Origin of the sequence: Lachnospira rogosae (ex Hitch et al. 2025), from assembly GCF_040096455.1 — a bacterium.
Taxonomy (GTDB): domain Bacteria; phylum Bacillota; class Clostridia; order Lachnospirales; family Lachnospiraceae; genus Lachnospira; species Lachnospira rogosae.
On the sequence record NZ_JBBMER010000002.1, the window covers coordinates 300,962 to 315,874 of the forward strand.

General features: G+C 37.3%; 9 protein-coding genes. All 9 read right to left on the reverse strand.

The features are described from left to right. Positions 1-69: 69 nt before the first annotated feature. The 9 genes from yihA to WMO14_RS03790 all read right to left on the reverse strand — a co-directional run bounded on the left by yihA (position 70) and on the right by WMO14_RS03790 (position 14,853). Entirely contained in the window at positions 70-657 is a 588-nt protein-coding gene (gene yihA, locus WMO14_RS03750) for a ribosome biogenesis GTP-binding protein YihA/YsxC (protein WP_022502629.1), read from the reverse strand. Between the two features lie 21 nt (positions 658-678). Then, entirely contained in the window at positions 679-3,033 is a 2,355-nt protein-coding gene (lon, locus tag WMO14_RS03755; RefSeq protein ID WP_349153328.1) for an endopeptidase La, read from the reverse strand. After that, positions 3,030-4,301, reverse strand: coding sequence for an ATP-dependent Clp protease ATP-binding subunit ClpX (gene clpX, locus WMO14_RS03760; protein WP_055306163.1), 1,272 nt, complete (start codon positions 4,299-4,301; stop codon positions 3,030-3,032). The genes lon and clpX overlap by 4 nt, the downstream gene beginning before the upstream one ends. Before the next feature lie 112 nt (positions 4,302-4,413). After that, on the reverse strand, positions 4,414-4,995 hold the full coding sequence (gene clpP / locus WMO14_RS03765; RefSeq protein WP_022207568.1) for an ATP-dependent Clp endopeptidase proteolytic subunit ClpP: 582 nt from the start codon (positions 4,993-4,995) through the stop codon (positions 4,414-4,416). Positions 4,996-5,169: 174 nt separating this feature from the next. Continuing rightward, positions 5,170-6,459, reverse strand: a complete 1,290-nt coding sequence (tig, locus tag WMO14_RS03770; RefSeq protein ID WP_055306164.1) for a trigger factor — start codon at positions 6,457-6,459, stop codon at positions 5,170-5,172. Positions 6,460-6,589: 130 nt separating this feature from the next. After that, complete coding sequence (locus WMO14_RS03775) at positions 6,590-7,015, reverse strand: hypothetical protein (RefSeq protein WP_055306165.1); 426 nt, start codon at positions 7,013-7,015, stop codon at positions 6,590-6,592. Between the two features lie 284 nt (positions 7,016-7,299). Next, the gene (locus WMO14_RS03780) at positions 7,300-8,784 is read right to left on the reverse strand and encodes a glutamate synthase subunit beta (RefSeq protein ID WP_349153302.1); all 1,485 of its coding nucleotides are present in this window, start codon (positions 8,782-8,784) and stop codon (positions 7,300-7,302) included. Positions 8,785-8,874: 90 nt separating this feature from the next. Then, complete coding sequence (gene gltB, locus WMO14_RS03785) at positions 8,875-13,416, reverse strand: glutamate synthase large subunit (protein WP_055174100.1); 4,542 nt, start codon at positions 13,414-13,416, stop codon at positions 8,875-8,877. A 507-nt stretch (positions 13,417-13,923) separates the two neighbouring features. Then, positions 13,924-14,853 (reverse strand): diacylglycerol/lipid kinase family protein, encoded by a 930-nt coding sequence (locus WMO14_RS03790; protein WP_242854088.1) that lies wholly within the window; start codon positions 14,851-14,853, stop codon positions 13,924-13,926. Positions 14,854-14,913: the final 60 nt, after the last annotated feature.

The following is a 14,913-nucleotide window of genomic DNA, read 5'->3' on the forward strand; positions in this document are numbered from 1 at the left end:
TTTATAATATTCCAGCTGTTACTTTTTATGCCATACCAGTTGTTACTGCATAATGTGCATCTTTAATAATTACTGCCCGATGTAGCCCTCTATTGTATTCCACAGTTCATCAAGCCCCTGCTTTGTCTGTGAAGAAAATGGTATGAGTATATCATCTTCTTTAAGACCAAGACCTGCTCTTACAGCTTTAACGTGCTTTGCTATCTGGCTTCTCTTTAATTTATCAAGCTTTGTTGCAATTATAACCGGTCTGAAGCCGTTATCAACAATCCAGTTATACATCATCTTATCATTCTCTGATGGGTCGTGTCTTATGTCAACTAATAAGAACACCTGCTTTAGATTAGCAGACTGTCTTAAATATTTCTCTATCATCTTACCCCATTTTGCCTTTACCGCAGGACTGGCATTAGCATAGCCATATCCCGGAAGGTCAACAAGATACATCGCATCATTAATATTGTAGAAATTAATAGTCTGTGTCTTACCAGGCTGTGACGATGTTCTTGCATATGATTTTCTATTCATAAGAGCATTAATCAAAGATGACTTACCAACATTTGATTTGCCCGCAAATGCTACCTCTGGAAACTCTGTATCTGGTATAGCACTTGTCACACCTATTACTATATCAAGATTAACCTTTTTAATTACCATATTTATCCTCATTTCTATGCTCTATAATACAAGTGCATTATTAAGAACCTCTGACATATCCTTTACATATACAAGTTCTAAGCCGTCAGTTATCTCTGCATCTAACTCTTCTACATCAGATACATTTTCTTCTGGCACAAGCACTTTCTTCATACCAGCAAGCTTGGCCGCAAGAAGCTTTTCCTTAAGCCCGCCTATTGCAAGTACCCTTCCTCTAAGAGTCACCTCGCCTGTCATAGCGACATCTGGTCTTACCGGTATACCTGTAACTGCCGACAACATAGCCGTTGTCATTGTCACTCCTGCTGATGGACCATCTTTAGGAACTGCTCCTTCTGGTATATGAAGATGAAGCATATGTTCATCAAAATACTTCATATCAACTTTATATTTTCCACTCTCAGTAATAGCTCTCACATAAGAATACGCAATCATAGCAGACTCTTTCATAACATCTCCCATATTGCCTGTGAGCCTCAAATCATCACTTCCCGGCATTGCATTAACTTCTATTTCAAGAGTTTCACCACCAACGCTTGTCCATGCAAGTCCTCTTACAATTCCTACCTGTGGCTTCTTGTATGCTTTGTCAGTCTTATATTTAATATTGCCAAGATAATCAGTCAAATTCTTGTCCGTTATTCTTATGCACACCTTGACTTCTTTGTTTCTTGTGCCATCAGCATTAAAAACTCCTGCCTCATACAGCTTGGTTACTGCTTTTCTGCATATTTTGGCAATCTGTCTTTCAAGCTCCCTCACACCTGACTCTTTAGTGTAACCAAGAATTATATGCTTTAATGCTGAGTCTGATATCTTTAAAAGTGATGTGGCAAGCCCGTTCTTACGAAGCTGCTTGCCAACAAGGTGTTCCTTTGCTATATGAAGCTTCTCATTAACACTATAGCCAGATACTTCTATAATCTCCATTCTGTCAAGCAGCGGTCTGCTGAGTGTTGATAAATCATTAGCCGTTGCTATAAATAATACCTTAGATAAATCTACAGGCATTTCTATATAATGATCCGTAAAATGTGAATTCTGCTCGCTGTCTAACACTTCCAGAAGAGCCGAGGCTGTATCTGATTTATAATCATTGCTCACCTTATCAATCTCATCAAGAAGCATTAATGGATTGGCTGTTCCTGCCTTCTTTAAACCCTCTATTATTCTTCCCGGCATTGCACCGACATATGTCTTTCTATGTCCTCTTATCTCTGCTTCATCTTTTACTCCGCCAAGACATATCCTTACATATTCTTTATTAAGGGCAGCCGCCACCGAACGTGCTATTGAAGTCTTTCCTGTTCCCGGAGGTCCTGCAAGACATAATATCGGAGCATCTGTATTAGAAGTTATATTTCTTACAGCAAGTGCCTCTATTATTCTGTCTTTAATATCTTTCATTCCATAATGGTCATTATCAAGCACTTTTCTTGCATTAATAATATCATTGTTATCCTCTGACATATTATTCCAAGGAAGTTCAAGACAATTCTCAATATATGTTCTTTCAACATTGACCTCTGATGAACCCTTAGATAAGTTCTTAAGCCTTTTTACCTCCTTATGAAGCTTATCCTTTACTTCATCAGAAGCATTAAGCTTATCTATCTTTTCTTCTAATTCATTAGTTTCAGAATATTCATCCTGCCCAAGCTCCTTATTAAGAATTTCAAGCTGTTCTTTTAATATATATTCTCTCTGGTTCTCATCTACTTTAGCCCTGACTTTACCAGATATTTCTTCTTTAATACTATACGCTTGCGTCAGCTCTATAAGTATCCCTGCAATATATTCATACATATCAAGTATATTATTCATCTCAAGGAACTTCTGACGGTCAGTATATTCCATAGGAAAATCACAGATTACACTGCTCATAAGTTCTCTGGCATTGTCAATCGCCAGCCAGTGATTAAGCATCTCCTTATTACATCTTGGATTAGCAGCCGCATATTGTCTTAATAATTCATTCATTCCAATGACAATAGCTTTATCTGATACTTTATCCGTTTCTTCTATAAATGTACTGCACTCCTGTACATCTGCATATATGTAATCACCCTCAGTATTAATGTCTGCGGCTACAGCCTTCTTAAGTCCCTCAACCTGCACTCTTACTAACTTATTAGGCATTCTTATAACCCGCTTAACAGAAGCTATAGTTCCTGTCATATATAAATCTTTAGCTGTAGGACTTTTAACTGCTGAGTCGGTCTGTGTCAACAGCAGCACCTTCTCATCATTTTCCATAGCAGCTTCTACTGCTTTAATTGATATTTTTCTGCTTATATCAAAATGTATGACCATGTCGGGTAACACGGTCATACTTCTTAACGCAATTACTGGTATTGTAATCATATTCATATTTATTGTGCTTTCTTAACTTCATCAGTTCTATACTCTATAACAGGCTTTCCTGTTCCCATAACTGCATCCTTAGTTATTGTACATCTTGCTATCGTTTCATCAGATGGCACTTCATACATAACTTCGTTCATAACAGCTTCTAATATAGAACGTAATCCTCTTGCTCCAGTCTTTCTTTCAAAACTCTTATGTGCAATAGCCTTAACTGCATCATCATCGAATTCCAGATCCACTTCATCAAGGCTTAATAATGCCTTATACTGCTTAAGTATAGCATTCTTAGGTTCTCTAAGAATTCTTACAAGTGACTCCTCATCTAATGAATCAAGTGCAACAACAACAGGTACTCTTCCTACAAATTCAGGAATAAGACCGAACTTAATAAGATCCTGTGGAAGTGCCTTATGGAACATCTCTCCAACATCTTCAGTTGCTGTCTTATCTTTAATCTGTGAATTAAATCCGATTGTACTCTGATCCATTCTTGCTTCTATAATCTTCTCAAGTCCGTCAAAAGCACCACCACATATAAAGAGAATGTTAGTTGTGTCAATCGGAATAAGCTCCTGCTGTGGGTGCTTTCTTCCTCCCTGTGGTGGAACAGAAGCAACAGTTCCCTCTAATATCTTAAGAAGTGCCTGCTGTACGCCCTCGCCGGATACATCTCTTGTTATAGATACATTTTCCGACTTCTTAGTTATCTTATCTATCTCATCAATATAGATAATTCCATATTGTGCCTTTTCAACATCATAATCAGCCGCCTGAATAAGCTTTAATAAAATGTTCTCTACATCCTCACCTACATAACCTGCTTCTGTAAGTGTTGTAGCATCTGCAATTGCAAATGGTACATTAAGAAGCCTTGCAAGATTCTGGGCAAGAAATGTCTTACCTGAACCTGTAGGTCCTAACATAAGAATATTACTCTTCTGAAGCTCTACATCGACATCTTTGGCTGATAATATTCTCTTGTAATGATTATATACAGCAACTGATAATACCTTTTTGGCCTCATCCTGTCCAATCACATAATCATCAAGAAATTCTTTAATTTCTTTAGGTTTTAAAAGGTTGATATTCATACCCTCAGCATCTTCCTGAATATCTTCCTCATTTTCAAATTCTTCGTCAAGAATGTCAGCACATATTCCTACACACTCATCACATATATACGCCCCATTAGGGCCAGCTATAAGCTTCTTAACCTGATCCTGTGTTTTATTACAGAATGAGCATCTTAGCTTTTCATCTACATTTCTGCCTGCCATACTTCCTCCACAATTACTATAACAGCTTTATACACCTGATTAACAAATGTACCCACTGTATTATTGTCTTAAAAAACGGGACTGTGCGAAAAGCTACAGTCCCGTTAAGCAACTATCTCTTTTCAACAACACTATCAATCAAACCATATGCAACAGCTTCCTGTGCAGTCATATAATTATCACGTTCTGTATCTCGAGAGATTTCTTCTACTGATTTACCTGTATTAGCTGCAAGTATTTCATTCAATTTGTTTCTTGTCTTTAAAATGTTCTCTGCAACTATTCTGATCTCTGTTTCCTGTCCTCTTGCACCACCTGATGGCTGATGAATCATAATCTCAGCATTAGGAAGAGCAAGTCTTTTGCCTTTAGTTCCGCCTGAAAGAAGAAATGCTCCCATACTAGCTGCCATACCAATGCAGATTGTAGACACATCGCACTTAATGTACTGCATAGTATCATATATTGCAAAACCTGCAGACACAGAACCACCTGGGCTGTTAATATAAAAATGTATATCCTTGCTTGGATCTTCTGCTTCAAGGAATAACATCTGCGCAACCACAAGATTTGCAGACACATCTGTAACCTCTTCACCTAAAAAAATAATTCTGTCTTTTAACAAACGTGAATAAATATCATAAGATCTTTCTCCACGGCTGTTCTGTTCAATGACATAAGGTACAAAACTCATCTTAATCCTCATTTCTGCGCACAGATTATATAACATATTGCGCATATAAACCTGTGTCAAGTGCGCACTGACACAAATTCTGCATACAGACAGGCAATAGCTGCTTATATGCCGTAGCACACAGGCAGCCTGCACTTAAATCCGTCTATATTGCTTTCGTATATTAAGTATTAATTACTTTTCTACTACTGAGTTAACGATAACATCAACAGCCTTCTGGATTGCGATATCTTCCTTAATCTGCTTTTCTTCGTATTCACCCATAAATTCTTTAACTTTTTCGATTTCCATCTTGTACTGCTCAGCCATCTTGTTAAGCTCATCCTGGAATTCTTCTTCTGAAGCTGTAAGACCTTCTGCCTTAACAACTGCTTCAAGAACAAGTCTTGACTGAATTCTCTTAACTGCTTCTGGCTTCATATCTTCGATAATCTTCTCAGCAGTTACACCTGTATACTGGAAGTACTGTTCTACTGATAATCCCTGCATCTGTAATCTCTGAGCGAAATCTTCTAACATTCTGTTAACCTGTGTGTTAACCATAGCTTCTGGAATATCCATCTTAGAAGATTCGATAATCTTAGCGATTGCTTCGTCTTCCTTCTTAGCCTTAGCTTCGTTAGCCTTACGTTCTGCTATTGTCTTCTTTAAATCATCCTTGTATTCTGCAAGTGTATCAAAGTCAGATACGTCCTGAGCGAAATCATCATCAAGTTCTGGAAGAACCTTTTCCTTAATCTCGTTAACCTTTACCTTGAACATAGCTGGCTTACCCTTTAATTCTTCAGCGTGGTATTCTTCTGGGAATGTTACGTTGATTTCTTTCTCATCACCAATGTTCATACCTATAATCTGCTCTTCGAAATTATCAATGAATGAATGTGAACCGATTGTAAGTGGATAGTTCTCACCCTTACCGCCTTCAAATGCTACACCATCAACAAATCCTTCAAAGTCAATTGTTGTCATATCGCCATTTTTAACAGCTCTGTCTTCAACAGTAACAACTCTTGAATTCTTATCCTGAACCTTCTTTAATTCTTCTTCAACATCAGCATCTGTAACTTCTGTATCACACTTCTCTACTTCTACACCCTTGTACTGTCCAAGTTCTACTTCTGGCTTAACAGCTACAACAGCTTCAAATATGAAAGGCTTTCCAGCTTCAATCTGAACTACATTAATCTTAGGCTGTGAAACTATCTCTAATTCGCTTTCATCTGCTGCCTTAGCATAAGCATCAGGAATAATTGCATTAGCTGCATCTTCGTAGAAGATTTCTGTTCCGTAAAGCTTTTCTACCATCTTTCTTGGAGCCTTGCCTTTTCTGAAACCAGGAACACTAATCTTATTCTTATTCTTATTAAAAGCTGTATTAAGACCTGCTTCGAATTCTTCAGCTGTAGCCTCGATTACAAGCTTGACCATATTCTTTTCTTCCATATTCTCAACTTTAAAACTCATTGTTAATAATTCCTCCTTAAATATATATATGAAGTCTCTTTTCTATTCGTACAATGTACATACTAATGAATTGTATCACATCAGGTATTAATTTGCCAATATATTTTTTATAATTTATATTTATTTATGTTTATTTTAATATTTCGTCCTTGGCATCAACTTCTTCCTTTGCATTATTATCATCATAATCATTCTTGCAGAAGAAGAACTTTCTTGTAGCAAATAACACACATATAGATAATACACCTAATGCTGTGTTAAGTGCCGAATCATGATGTGTAACCATCTCCCTTGCTATTGCAAACATAAGCACTTCAACAACTGTTGCCGGCGTATGCTGTGATAACATCTTAATAAGCTCAACTCCAACCGCCAGCGTCATTATATCTGCAACAAAAGTTTCAAAGAATTCCACTGGTGCACTATCAAACATTCCACCAAGATCAAACACAAACCTCACACACATAACTGCAACGACAACCACAAGAATTGCCGATATTATCCATTCAAGTATATTGCATACTTTTCTGAATATTCCATTTACTTTGTTCTTCATATATCTCTGACCTTTCTATTTATTTATTCATATTCCATTACTGGTATCCAAACCCGCAGTTTAGTCCAATAACCTGAACAACACTCATCCCTGCAATATATAAATTTAATTATATATCGAATTACAGGCTTTAATTTAAACAATATTAAGTATACGAAAAAATCCCACATATAGCAATACAACTTCACTTCAAAAAGCCCACAAAGACCATACGCTAGTCTTTGCGGGCTTCTTACTTATTTTAATAGTTTTATAAAATGTAATCTTTACTTACAGACTAAGAATTACAGATTAGTATATCCCATAAGATACTTATCAACTTCCCTAGCGCAGTCCCTGCCCTGTCTGATAGCCTTTACAACAAGTGACTGGCCTGTGTGGCAGTCGCCGGCAGCGAATACTCCTGCTACATTAGTAGCGAACTTGTCTACATCTGTCTTTATGTTAGTTCTCTCATTAACCTCAACACCAAATGCATCTGTAAGATACTTCTGTGTTCCAAGGAAACCAGCAGCTATAAGAACAAGCTCACAAGGAAGTTCTTTTTCTGTTCCCTCAACCGGAACCATCATTCTTCTTCCTGTCTTCTCATCAACCCTAGATTCAAGCTGGACAGTTACAACCTTTTCAAGATTGCCCTTCTTATCCTTCTTAAATTCCTTAACTGTTGTTGTATATATTCTTGGGTCGTGTCCAAATACTGCTATAGCTTCTTCCTGACCATAATCAGTCTTGCAGACTAAAGGCCACTGTGGCCAAGGATTAGTATCTCTTCTTACATCTGGTGCTTTTGGCATCATTTCAAGCTGTGTTACCGACTTACAGCCGTGTCTTATACAAGTTCCGACACAGTCATTACCTGTATCACCACCGCCAATTACAATAACATTCTTATCTTTGGCACTTATATACCTGCCATCTGTAAGATCTGAATCAAGAAGACTCTTAGTTGTAGCTGCGAGGAAATCTACTGCAAAATGTATTCCATTGGCATCTCTTCCAGGTGCATTGATATCTCTAGGATTAGAAGCACCTACAGCAAGCACAACAGCATCATAATCTTCCATTATCTTCTTAGCTTTAATATTCTGTCCAATATTAGCTTCTGTTATGAATTCAATTCCTTCTTCCTTCATAACATCTATCTTTCTGTCAATTATATGCTTTTCAAGCTTCATATTAGGTATTCCGTATCTTAAAAGACCGCCTACCCTGTCAGCTCTTTCATATACTGTCACAAGATGACCTCTCTGGTTTAACTGGTCTGCTACTGCAAGTCCTGAAGGGCCTGAACCTATTACAGCAATTCTCTTTCCTGTTCTTGCCTTAGGTGGCTTAGGACCAGCAAGTCCATTGGCATATGCATGCTCAATTATAGCCATCTCATTTTCCTTAGTACATACTGGATCACCATTAAGTCCACAGGTACAAGCCTTCTCGCAAAGTGCAGGACATACACGGCTTGTAAATTCAGGAAAATTGCTTGTCTTATGTAATCTGTTATAAGCCTGCTCCCAGTTGCCCGTGTATACAAGGTCATTCCATTCAGGAATAAGGTTGTTAAGAGGACAGCCACTTGTCATTCCTTTTATATTCATACCTGACTGGCAGAATGGCACGCCACAATCCATACAGCGGGCACTCTGGCATCTCTGCTCAGCTTCTGAAAGTGGTGTATGAAATTCATTAAAATTCTCTATTCTTTCTTTTGGTGAAACTGCTTTAGCTTCCACACGTTCATATTCTAAAAATCCAGTTGGTTTTCCCATGATTATCTCCTTTCAAATACACATTTTCACAAATATGTACCAGCAGACTTATAATCTGCTAATACATATCTGTTATTGTACATTTCTATCTTACTTAGTTGCTGCATAAAATGCTTCAATCTGAGCCTGTTCACTGCTAAGACCTTTTTCTTCCATCTGAACAATCATATTAAGCATCTTCTTATAATCATGTGGCATAATCTTCTTAAACTTAGGAAGATATTCGCCAAAGTTGTCTAACACTTCTTTACCCTTCTTAGAATTAGTATAAGCAACGTGTTCTGTAATCATCTGCTTAAGTTCAAGTACATCATACTTGTTAGTTACAGGTTCAAGTGATACAAGCTGCTTGTTGACTCTCTTATAAAGTGTTGTGTCATCATCAAGAACATATGCAACACCGCCGCTCATACCTGCTGCGAAGTTCTTACCAGTTCTACCAAGTACAACAACCCTTCCGCCTGTCATATATTCACAACCATGGTCGCCAGTACCTTCAACAACTGCTGTTGCACCAGAGTTACGTACACAGAATCTCTCACCTGCTACACCATTGATAAATGCCTTGCCACTTGTTGCTCCATAGAGTGCTACGTTACCGATGATGATATTCTCATCTTCCTTATAAGATACACCTGTTGGTGGATATACAATAAGCTTACCACCTGAAAGACCTTTTCCGAAGTAATCGTTGCTGTCACCGACAAGTTCAAGTGTAAGTCCCTTAGGGATAAATGCACCGAAGCTCTGTCCGCCAGCACCTGTACATTTAACTGTATAAGTATCTTCTGCAAGGCTCTCACCAAATCTTCTTGTTATCTCTGCACCAAGAAGTGTTCCTAATGCTCTATCTGTATTAGTTACATCAACCTCAACACTTCTCTTCTGCTTCTTATCCATAGCATCCGAAAGCTTCTTAATAAGAATCTTCTCATCTACTGTCTTCTCAAGTTCAAAGTCATATACATTCTTCTTATCATACTTAATTGAAGAAGCTTCCTTAACATAAGGATTGTTAAGTATATTAGAAAGGTCAACCTTTGAAGCTCTTCCGCTTCCCTCTACATCTTCTCTTGCTTCAAGGAAATCTGTTCTTCCTACAAGTTCATCAACAGTCTTAACACCAAGCTTTGCCATATATTCACGAAGCTCCTGTGCGATAAATCTCATAAAGTTGACAACATATTCAGGCTTGCCTGCAAATCTCTTTCTAAGCTCAGGATTCTGTGTAGCAATACCAACTGGACAAGTATCAAGGTTACATACTCTCATCATTACACAGCCCATTGTTACAAGTGGAGCTGTTGCAAAACCGAATTCTTCTGCACCAAGCATAGCTGCTATTGCAACATCACGTCCGCTCATAAGCTTACCATCTGTCTCGATTATAACCTTATTACGAAGTCCGTTCATTGTAAGTGTCTGATGAGCTTCTGCAAGTCCTAATTCCCAAGGAAGTCCTGCATTATGTATAGAACTTCTTGGAGCTGCACCAGTACCTCCATCATAACCTGATATAAGGATAACCTGTGCACCTGCCTTGGCAACACCAGAAGCTATAGTACCAACACCTGCTTCTGATACAAGCTTAACTGATATTCTTGCATTCTTGTTGGCATTCTTTAAATCATATATAAGCTGTGCTAAATCTTCGATAGAATAAATGTCGTGATGAGGTGGTGGTGATATAAGTGATACACCTGGTGTTGAAAGACGTGTCTTTGCAATCCAAGGATATACCTTCTTTCCTGGAAGATGTCCACCTTCACCTGGCTTAGCACCCTGTGCCATCTTAATCTGGATTTCCTTAGCACTTACAAGATACTTGCTTGTAACACCAAAACGTCCTGAAGCTACCTGCTTGATAGCTGAACATCTGTTAAGTCCGTCAGCACCTACTGTAAGTCTGTCTTCATCTTCTCCACCTTCACCTGAGTTAGACTTGCCGTGAAGCATATTCATAGCAATAGCCATAGTCTCGTGTGCTTCCTTAGAGATGGAACCGTATGACATGGCACCGGTCTTAAATCTCTTAACGATAGAATCAACACTCTCTACCTGATCTATATTTATTCCCTTCTTAGGGAACTTGATATCCATAAGTCCTCTTAAGTTCTTAACGCCCTCTTCTTTATTAACAAGAGCTGTATATTCCTTAAATGTATTATAATCACCTGTACGTGCTGCAAGCTGTAAAAGATGTATTGTCTGTGGATTGTAAAGATGTTCTTCTTTTCCACTTCTCATCTTATGAGCGCCCTCACTGTCAAGAGTTGTATCTGTTGAAAGTCCAAGTGGATCAAATGCCTTAGAATGAAGTGTTTCCACATCTTCCTGAATATCCTTAAGTCCGATTCCTTCAATTCTTGATACAGTACCAGTGAAGTACTTATTAATTACATCTGAGTTAATACCAATTGCCTCAAATATCTTAGCACCCTGATATGACTGGATTGTTGAAATACCCATTTTAGCTGCAATCTTAACAATACCACTTATAATAGCATTGTTGTAGTCATCAACTGCTGCATAGTAATCCTTGTCAAGCATATTAAGGTCGATAAGCTCCTGTATGCTCTCCTGTGCAAGATATGGGTTGATAGCTGATGCACCATATCCTAAAAGTGTTGCAAAATGATGTACATCTCTTGGCTCACCACTTTCAAGTATAACTGCCATACTTGTTCTCTTCTTAGTCTGTACAAGGTAATGCTGTACAGCACCTACTGCAAGAAGTGATGGAATTGCAACGTGATTCTCATCAACACCCCTGTCTGAAAGGATAATGATGTTAGCACCTTCTCTGTGTGCCCTGTCAACCTCTACGAATATATGGTCAATAGCCTTTTCAATTGATGTATTCTTATAATATGTAATAGGAATTGTCTCTACCTTAAAGCCTTCAACTTTCATATTCTTAATCTTTAAAAGATCTGTATTAGTAAGAATAGGATTGTTAATCTTTAAGTTCTTACAGTTCTCTGGCTTTTCCTCAAGCACATTTCCATCTTTACCAAGATATACAGTAGTTGAAGTTACAATCTTTTCTCTTATCGAATCAATAGGTGGATTAGTAACCTGTGCAAATAACTGCTTAAAATAGTTAAATAAAGGCTGGTGTCTGTTAGAAAGCACCGCAAGTGGTGTATCTATACCCATAGCTCCAATTGACTCTGCTCCATTAAGTGCCATTGGAAGTATTGATGTTCTGAAATCTTCATATGTATAACCGAAAGCTTTCTGTAATCTTGCTCTTTCTTCCTTAGTATGTGTTGGAACTTTCTTGTTAGGAATCTTTAAATCACAAAGATTTATAAGATTGTTATCAAGCCATTCACCATAAGGCTGCTTAGTTGCATACTGCTCTTTAAGCTTGTCATCATCAATAAGCTCTCCCTTAACTGTATCTACAAGAAGCATTTTTCCTGGATGAAGTCTGTCCTTAACTTTAATTCTACTCTCATCTATTGGAAGTGCACCTACTTCTGATGAAAGAATAAGATAACCATCATTAGTAATATAGTATCTTGAAGGACGAAGACCATTTCTATCAAGAACTGCTCCCATAATATCTCCATCTGAGAAGAGGATTGAAGCAGGTCCGTCCCAAGGCTCCATCATTGTTGCATAATACTGGTAGAAGTCTTTCTTCTCCTGCTCCATAGCTTTATTATTGCTCCAAGGCTCTGGAATTGTAATCATAACAGCAAGTGGAAGTGGCATACCATTCATTACAAAGAATTCAAGAGTATTATCTAACATAGCTGAATCTGAACCGTTAGTATTAACAACTGGTGTTATCTTAGACATTTCATCTTCAAGATATGGAGAAACCATAGTTTCTTCTCTTGATAACATTCTATCTGCGTTACCTTTGATTGTATTAATCTCACCATTATGAACAATAAATCTATTAGGATGAGCACGTTCCCAGCTTGGGTTAGTGTTAGTTGAAAATCTTGAATGAACAAGTGCAATAGCTGACTCATAATCTTCATCTACAAGATCCTTAAAGAATGTTCTTAACTGTCCAACAAGGAACATACCCTTGTATACAATAGTTCTGCTTGAAAGCGAACAGACATATGTATCTTCTGCTGTCTGCTCGAATACACGTCTTGCAACATAAAGCTTTCTATCAAAGTCAATTCCCTTATTAACATCCTTAGGTTTCTTTACAAAGCCCTGCATAATGTATGGCATACAGTCAACTGCCTTTTTACCAAGTACATTAGGAAATGTTGGAACTTCTCTCCAGCCTAAGAACTCAAGACCTTCTTTTTCAACGATGATTTCAAACATCTTCTTAGCACGGTTTCTTGCAAGTTCGTCCTGTGGGAAGAAGAACATACCTACACCATACTCTCTTTCCTCACCAATCTTAATTCCAAGAGGTTTAACTGCTTTCTTAAAGAATTTATGTGATATTTGAAGAAGGATACCTACACCATCACCAGTCTTTCCCTCTGCATCTTTACCTGCTCTGTGTTCGAGGTTCTCAACGATGCTTAATGCGTCTGATACTGTCTGATGTGTCTTTACTCCCTTGATGCTTACAACTGCACCGATGCCACAGTTATCGTGTTCAAACTGTGGGCTGTAAAGTCCAGGCTGATTATTTTGATTTTCCATAGTCTGCTCATCCTTTCATATATAATCTGTAATGCAAGTCTTATCGTATGATTTGTATAATTAACAATCGTCTGATTTAACCCACAAATGTGGTAGACTTGTTTTTCTTGTGCTTAATATACTCCTATTTTTTTATCTTGTAAACTTTTTATTTGGTTAAATTATCAGATTATTCAATTATTTGTAATTTAATACATTATTATCTGACTATTTCATTGAATCAGCACTTAAAATATATTATACGCAAACATATTAATACATTTTATATATCAAGTCATCTTTCTATCAGCCCATATTCCAACATCACTTTATCATAAAATTTAAAATTGTGTCTAAATTGTTTATCTTTTAAGTTCCATTTTCTGCCCTTAAAACTAAAGTTGTAAAAAAATAAAGTGATAAAAGCCATATACCCTTGCTGATAGCTTTTATCACTTTAATTATTTAATATTTCGACATATTTTTTACAAACAATTATTAATTTAATTAACTTTATCAATCCGCTTATTAATTTAATAAATCTTTTTCTTCTTTTTTCCTTCTTTTCTTAACTATGAAATCCACCGCTTTCTGGCAGACTTTTAAGTTGACATTATTATGTATGCCTCCAAATTCTCCGTCAAGTGTCCACTTAACTTCTTCCTTTGACTCAAATGTTATATCCTTGGTCTTAAATGTATATACCATATCGCAGTCATCTATCTTCTGTGTTATAAAAGCATTAACTATTGCCTGTAAATCCATAGGATTCTTAATCTCCCTTATAAGGGTAACTTCAAACATTCCGTCCTGATAATCAACTCCTTCTGCTATAAGGCCTTTCATTCCGCCTATTGAGCTTGCGTTGCTAACCATTCCATATATAAATGAATCTTCCACATTAAGTTCATCGCTCTTAATCTTCATTCTGCAAGCCTTAAGATTAGATAATCTCTTAACACCCTCAATAACATACGCCTGATGACCTAACACATTCTTAAGATCCTGCGGTGTTTCGTAGGCAACATCTGTAAATGCACCAAAAGCTGCCACATAATTAAAATATTTATGGTCATTGGCAATTCCTATATCGCATGGAAAGCTTTCACCATTGATTATATTGCAAGCAGCCCTGATCTTATCTGACGGTATTCCAAGACTCCTGGCAAAATCATTAGTAGAACCGCTTGGAATATAACCTATCGGTGGTTTAACTGTACTATATCCTGCTACAGCACTGACAATCTCATTAAGAGTACCATCGCCGCCACTGCATACAATAACATCATATCGTCCTTCATCAGCTTTAACTCTCTCAAATCCGTCCAGTGCTGCTTTCGTAGGATACACAGTAACCTCATAGTCCGCATTGGAGAATATCTGAATAATCTTTAACAAAGAATTCTTAATCTGAGCCTTACCAGAATTAGGATTGAATACAAAAAGCATTTTTTTCATAATAATCTCCATTCTTATCTAATCGCTTAAATTATATATAATTATATTATTAATAATAAT

What these genes read in the sequence shown, in the direction of transcription:
- yihA (WP_022502629.1), bottom strand. Translation starts at nt 657, where the DNA reads ATGGTAATTAAAAAGGTTAATCTTGATATAGTAATAGGTGTGACAAGT.
- clpX (WP_055306163.1), bottom strand. Translation starts at nt 4,301, where the DNA reads ATGGCAGGCAGAAATGTAGATGAAAAGCTAAGATGCTCATTCTGTAAT.
- clpP (WP_022207568.1), bottom strand. Translation starts at nt 4,995, where the DNA reads ATGAGTTTTGTACCTTATGTCATTGAACAGAACAGCCGTGGAGAAAGA.
- tig (WP_055306164.1), bottom strand. Translation starts at nt 6,459, where the DNA reads ATGAGTTTTAAAGTTGAGAATATGGAAGAAAAGAATATGGTCAAGCTT.
- WMO14_RS03775 (WP_055306165.1), bottom strand. Translation starts at nt 7,015, where the DNA reads ATGAAGAACAAAGTAAATGGAATATTCAGAAAAGTATGCAATATACTT.
- WMO14_RS03780 (WP_349153302.1), bottom strand. Translation starts at nt 8,784, where the DNA reads ATGGGAAAACCAACTGGATTTTTAGAATATGAACGTGTGGAAGCTAAA.
- gltB (WP_055174100.1), bottom strand. Translation starts at nt 13,416, where the DNA reads ATGGAAAATCAAAATAATCAGCCTGGACTTTACAGCCCACAGTTTGAA.
- WMO14_RS03790 (WP_242854088.1), bottom strand. Translation starts at nt 14,853, where the DNA reads ATGAAAAAAATGCTTTTTGTATTCAATCCTAATTCTGGTAAGGCTCAG.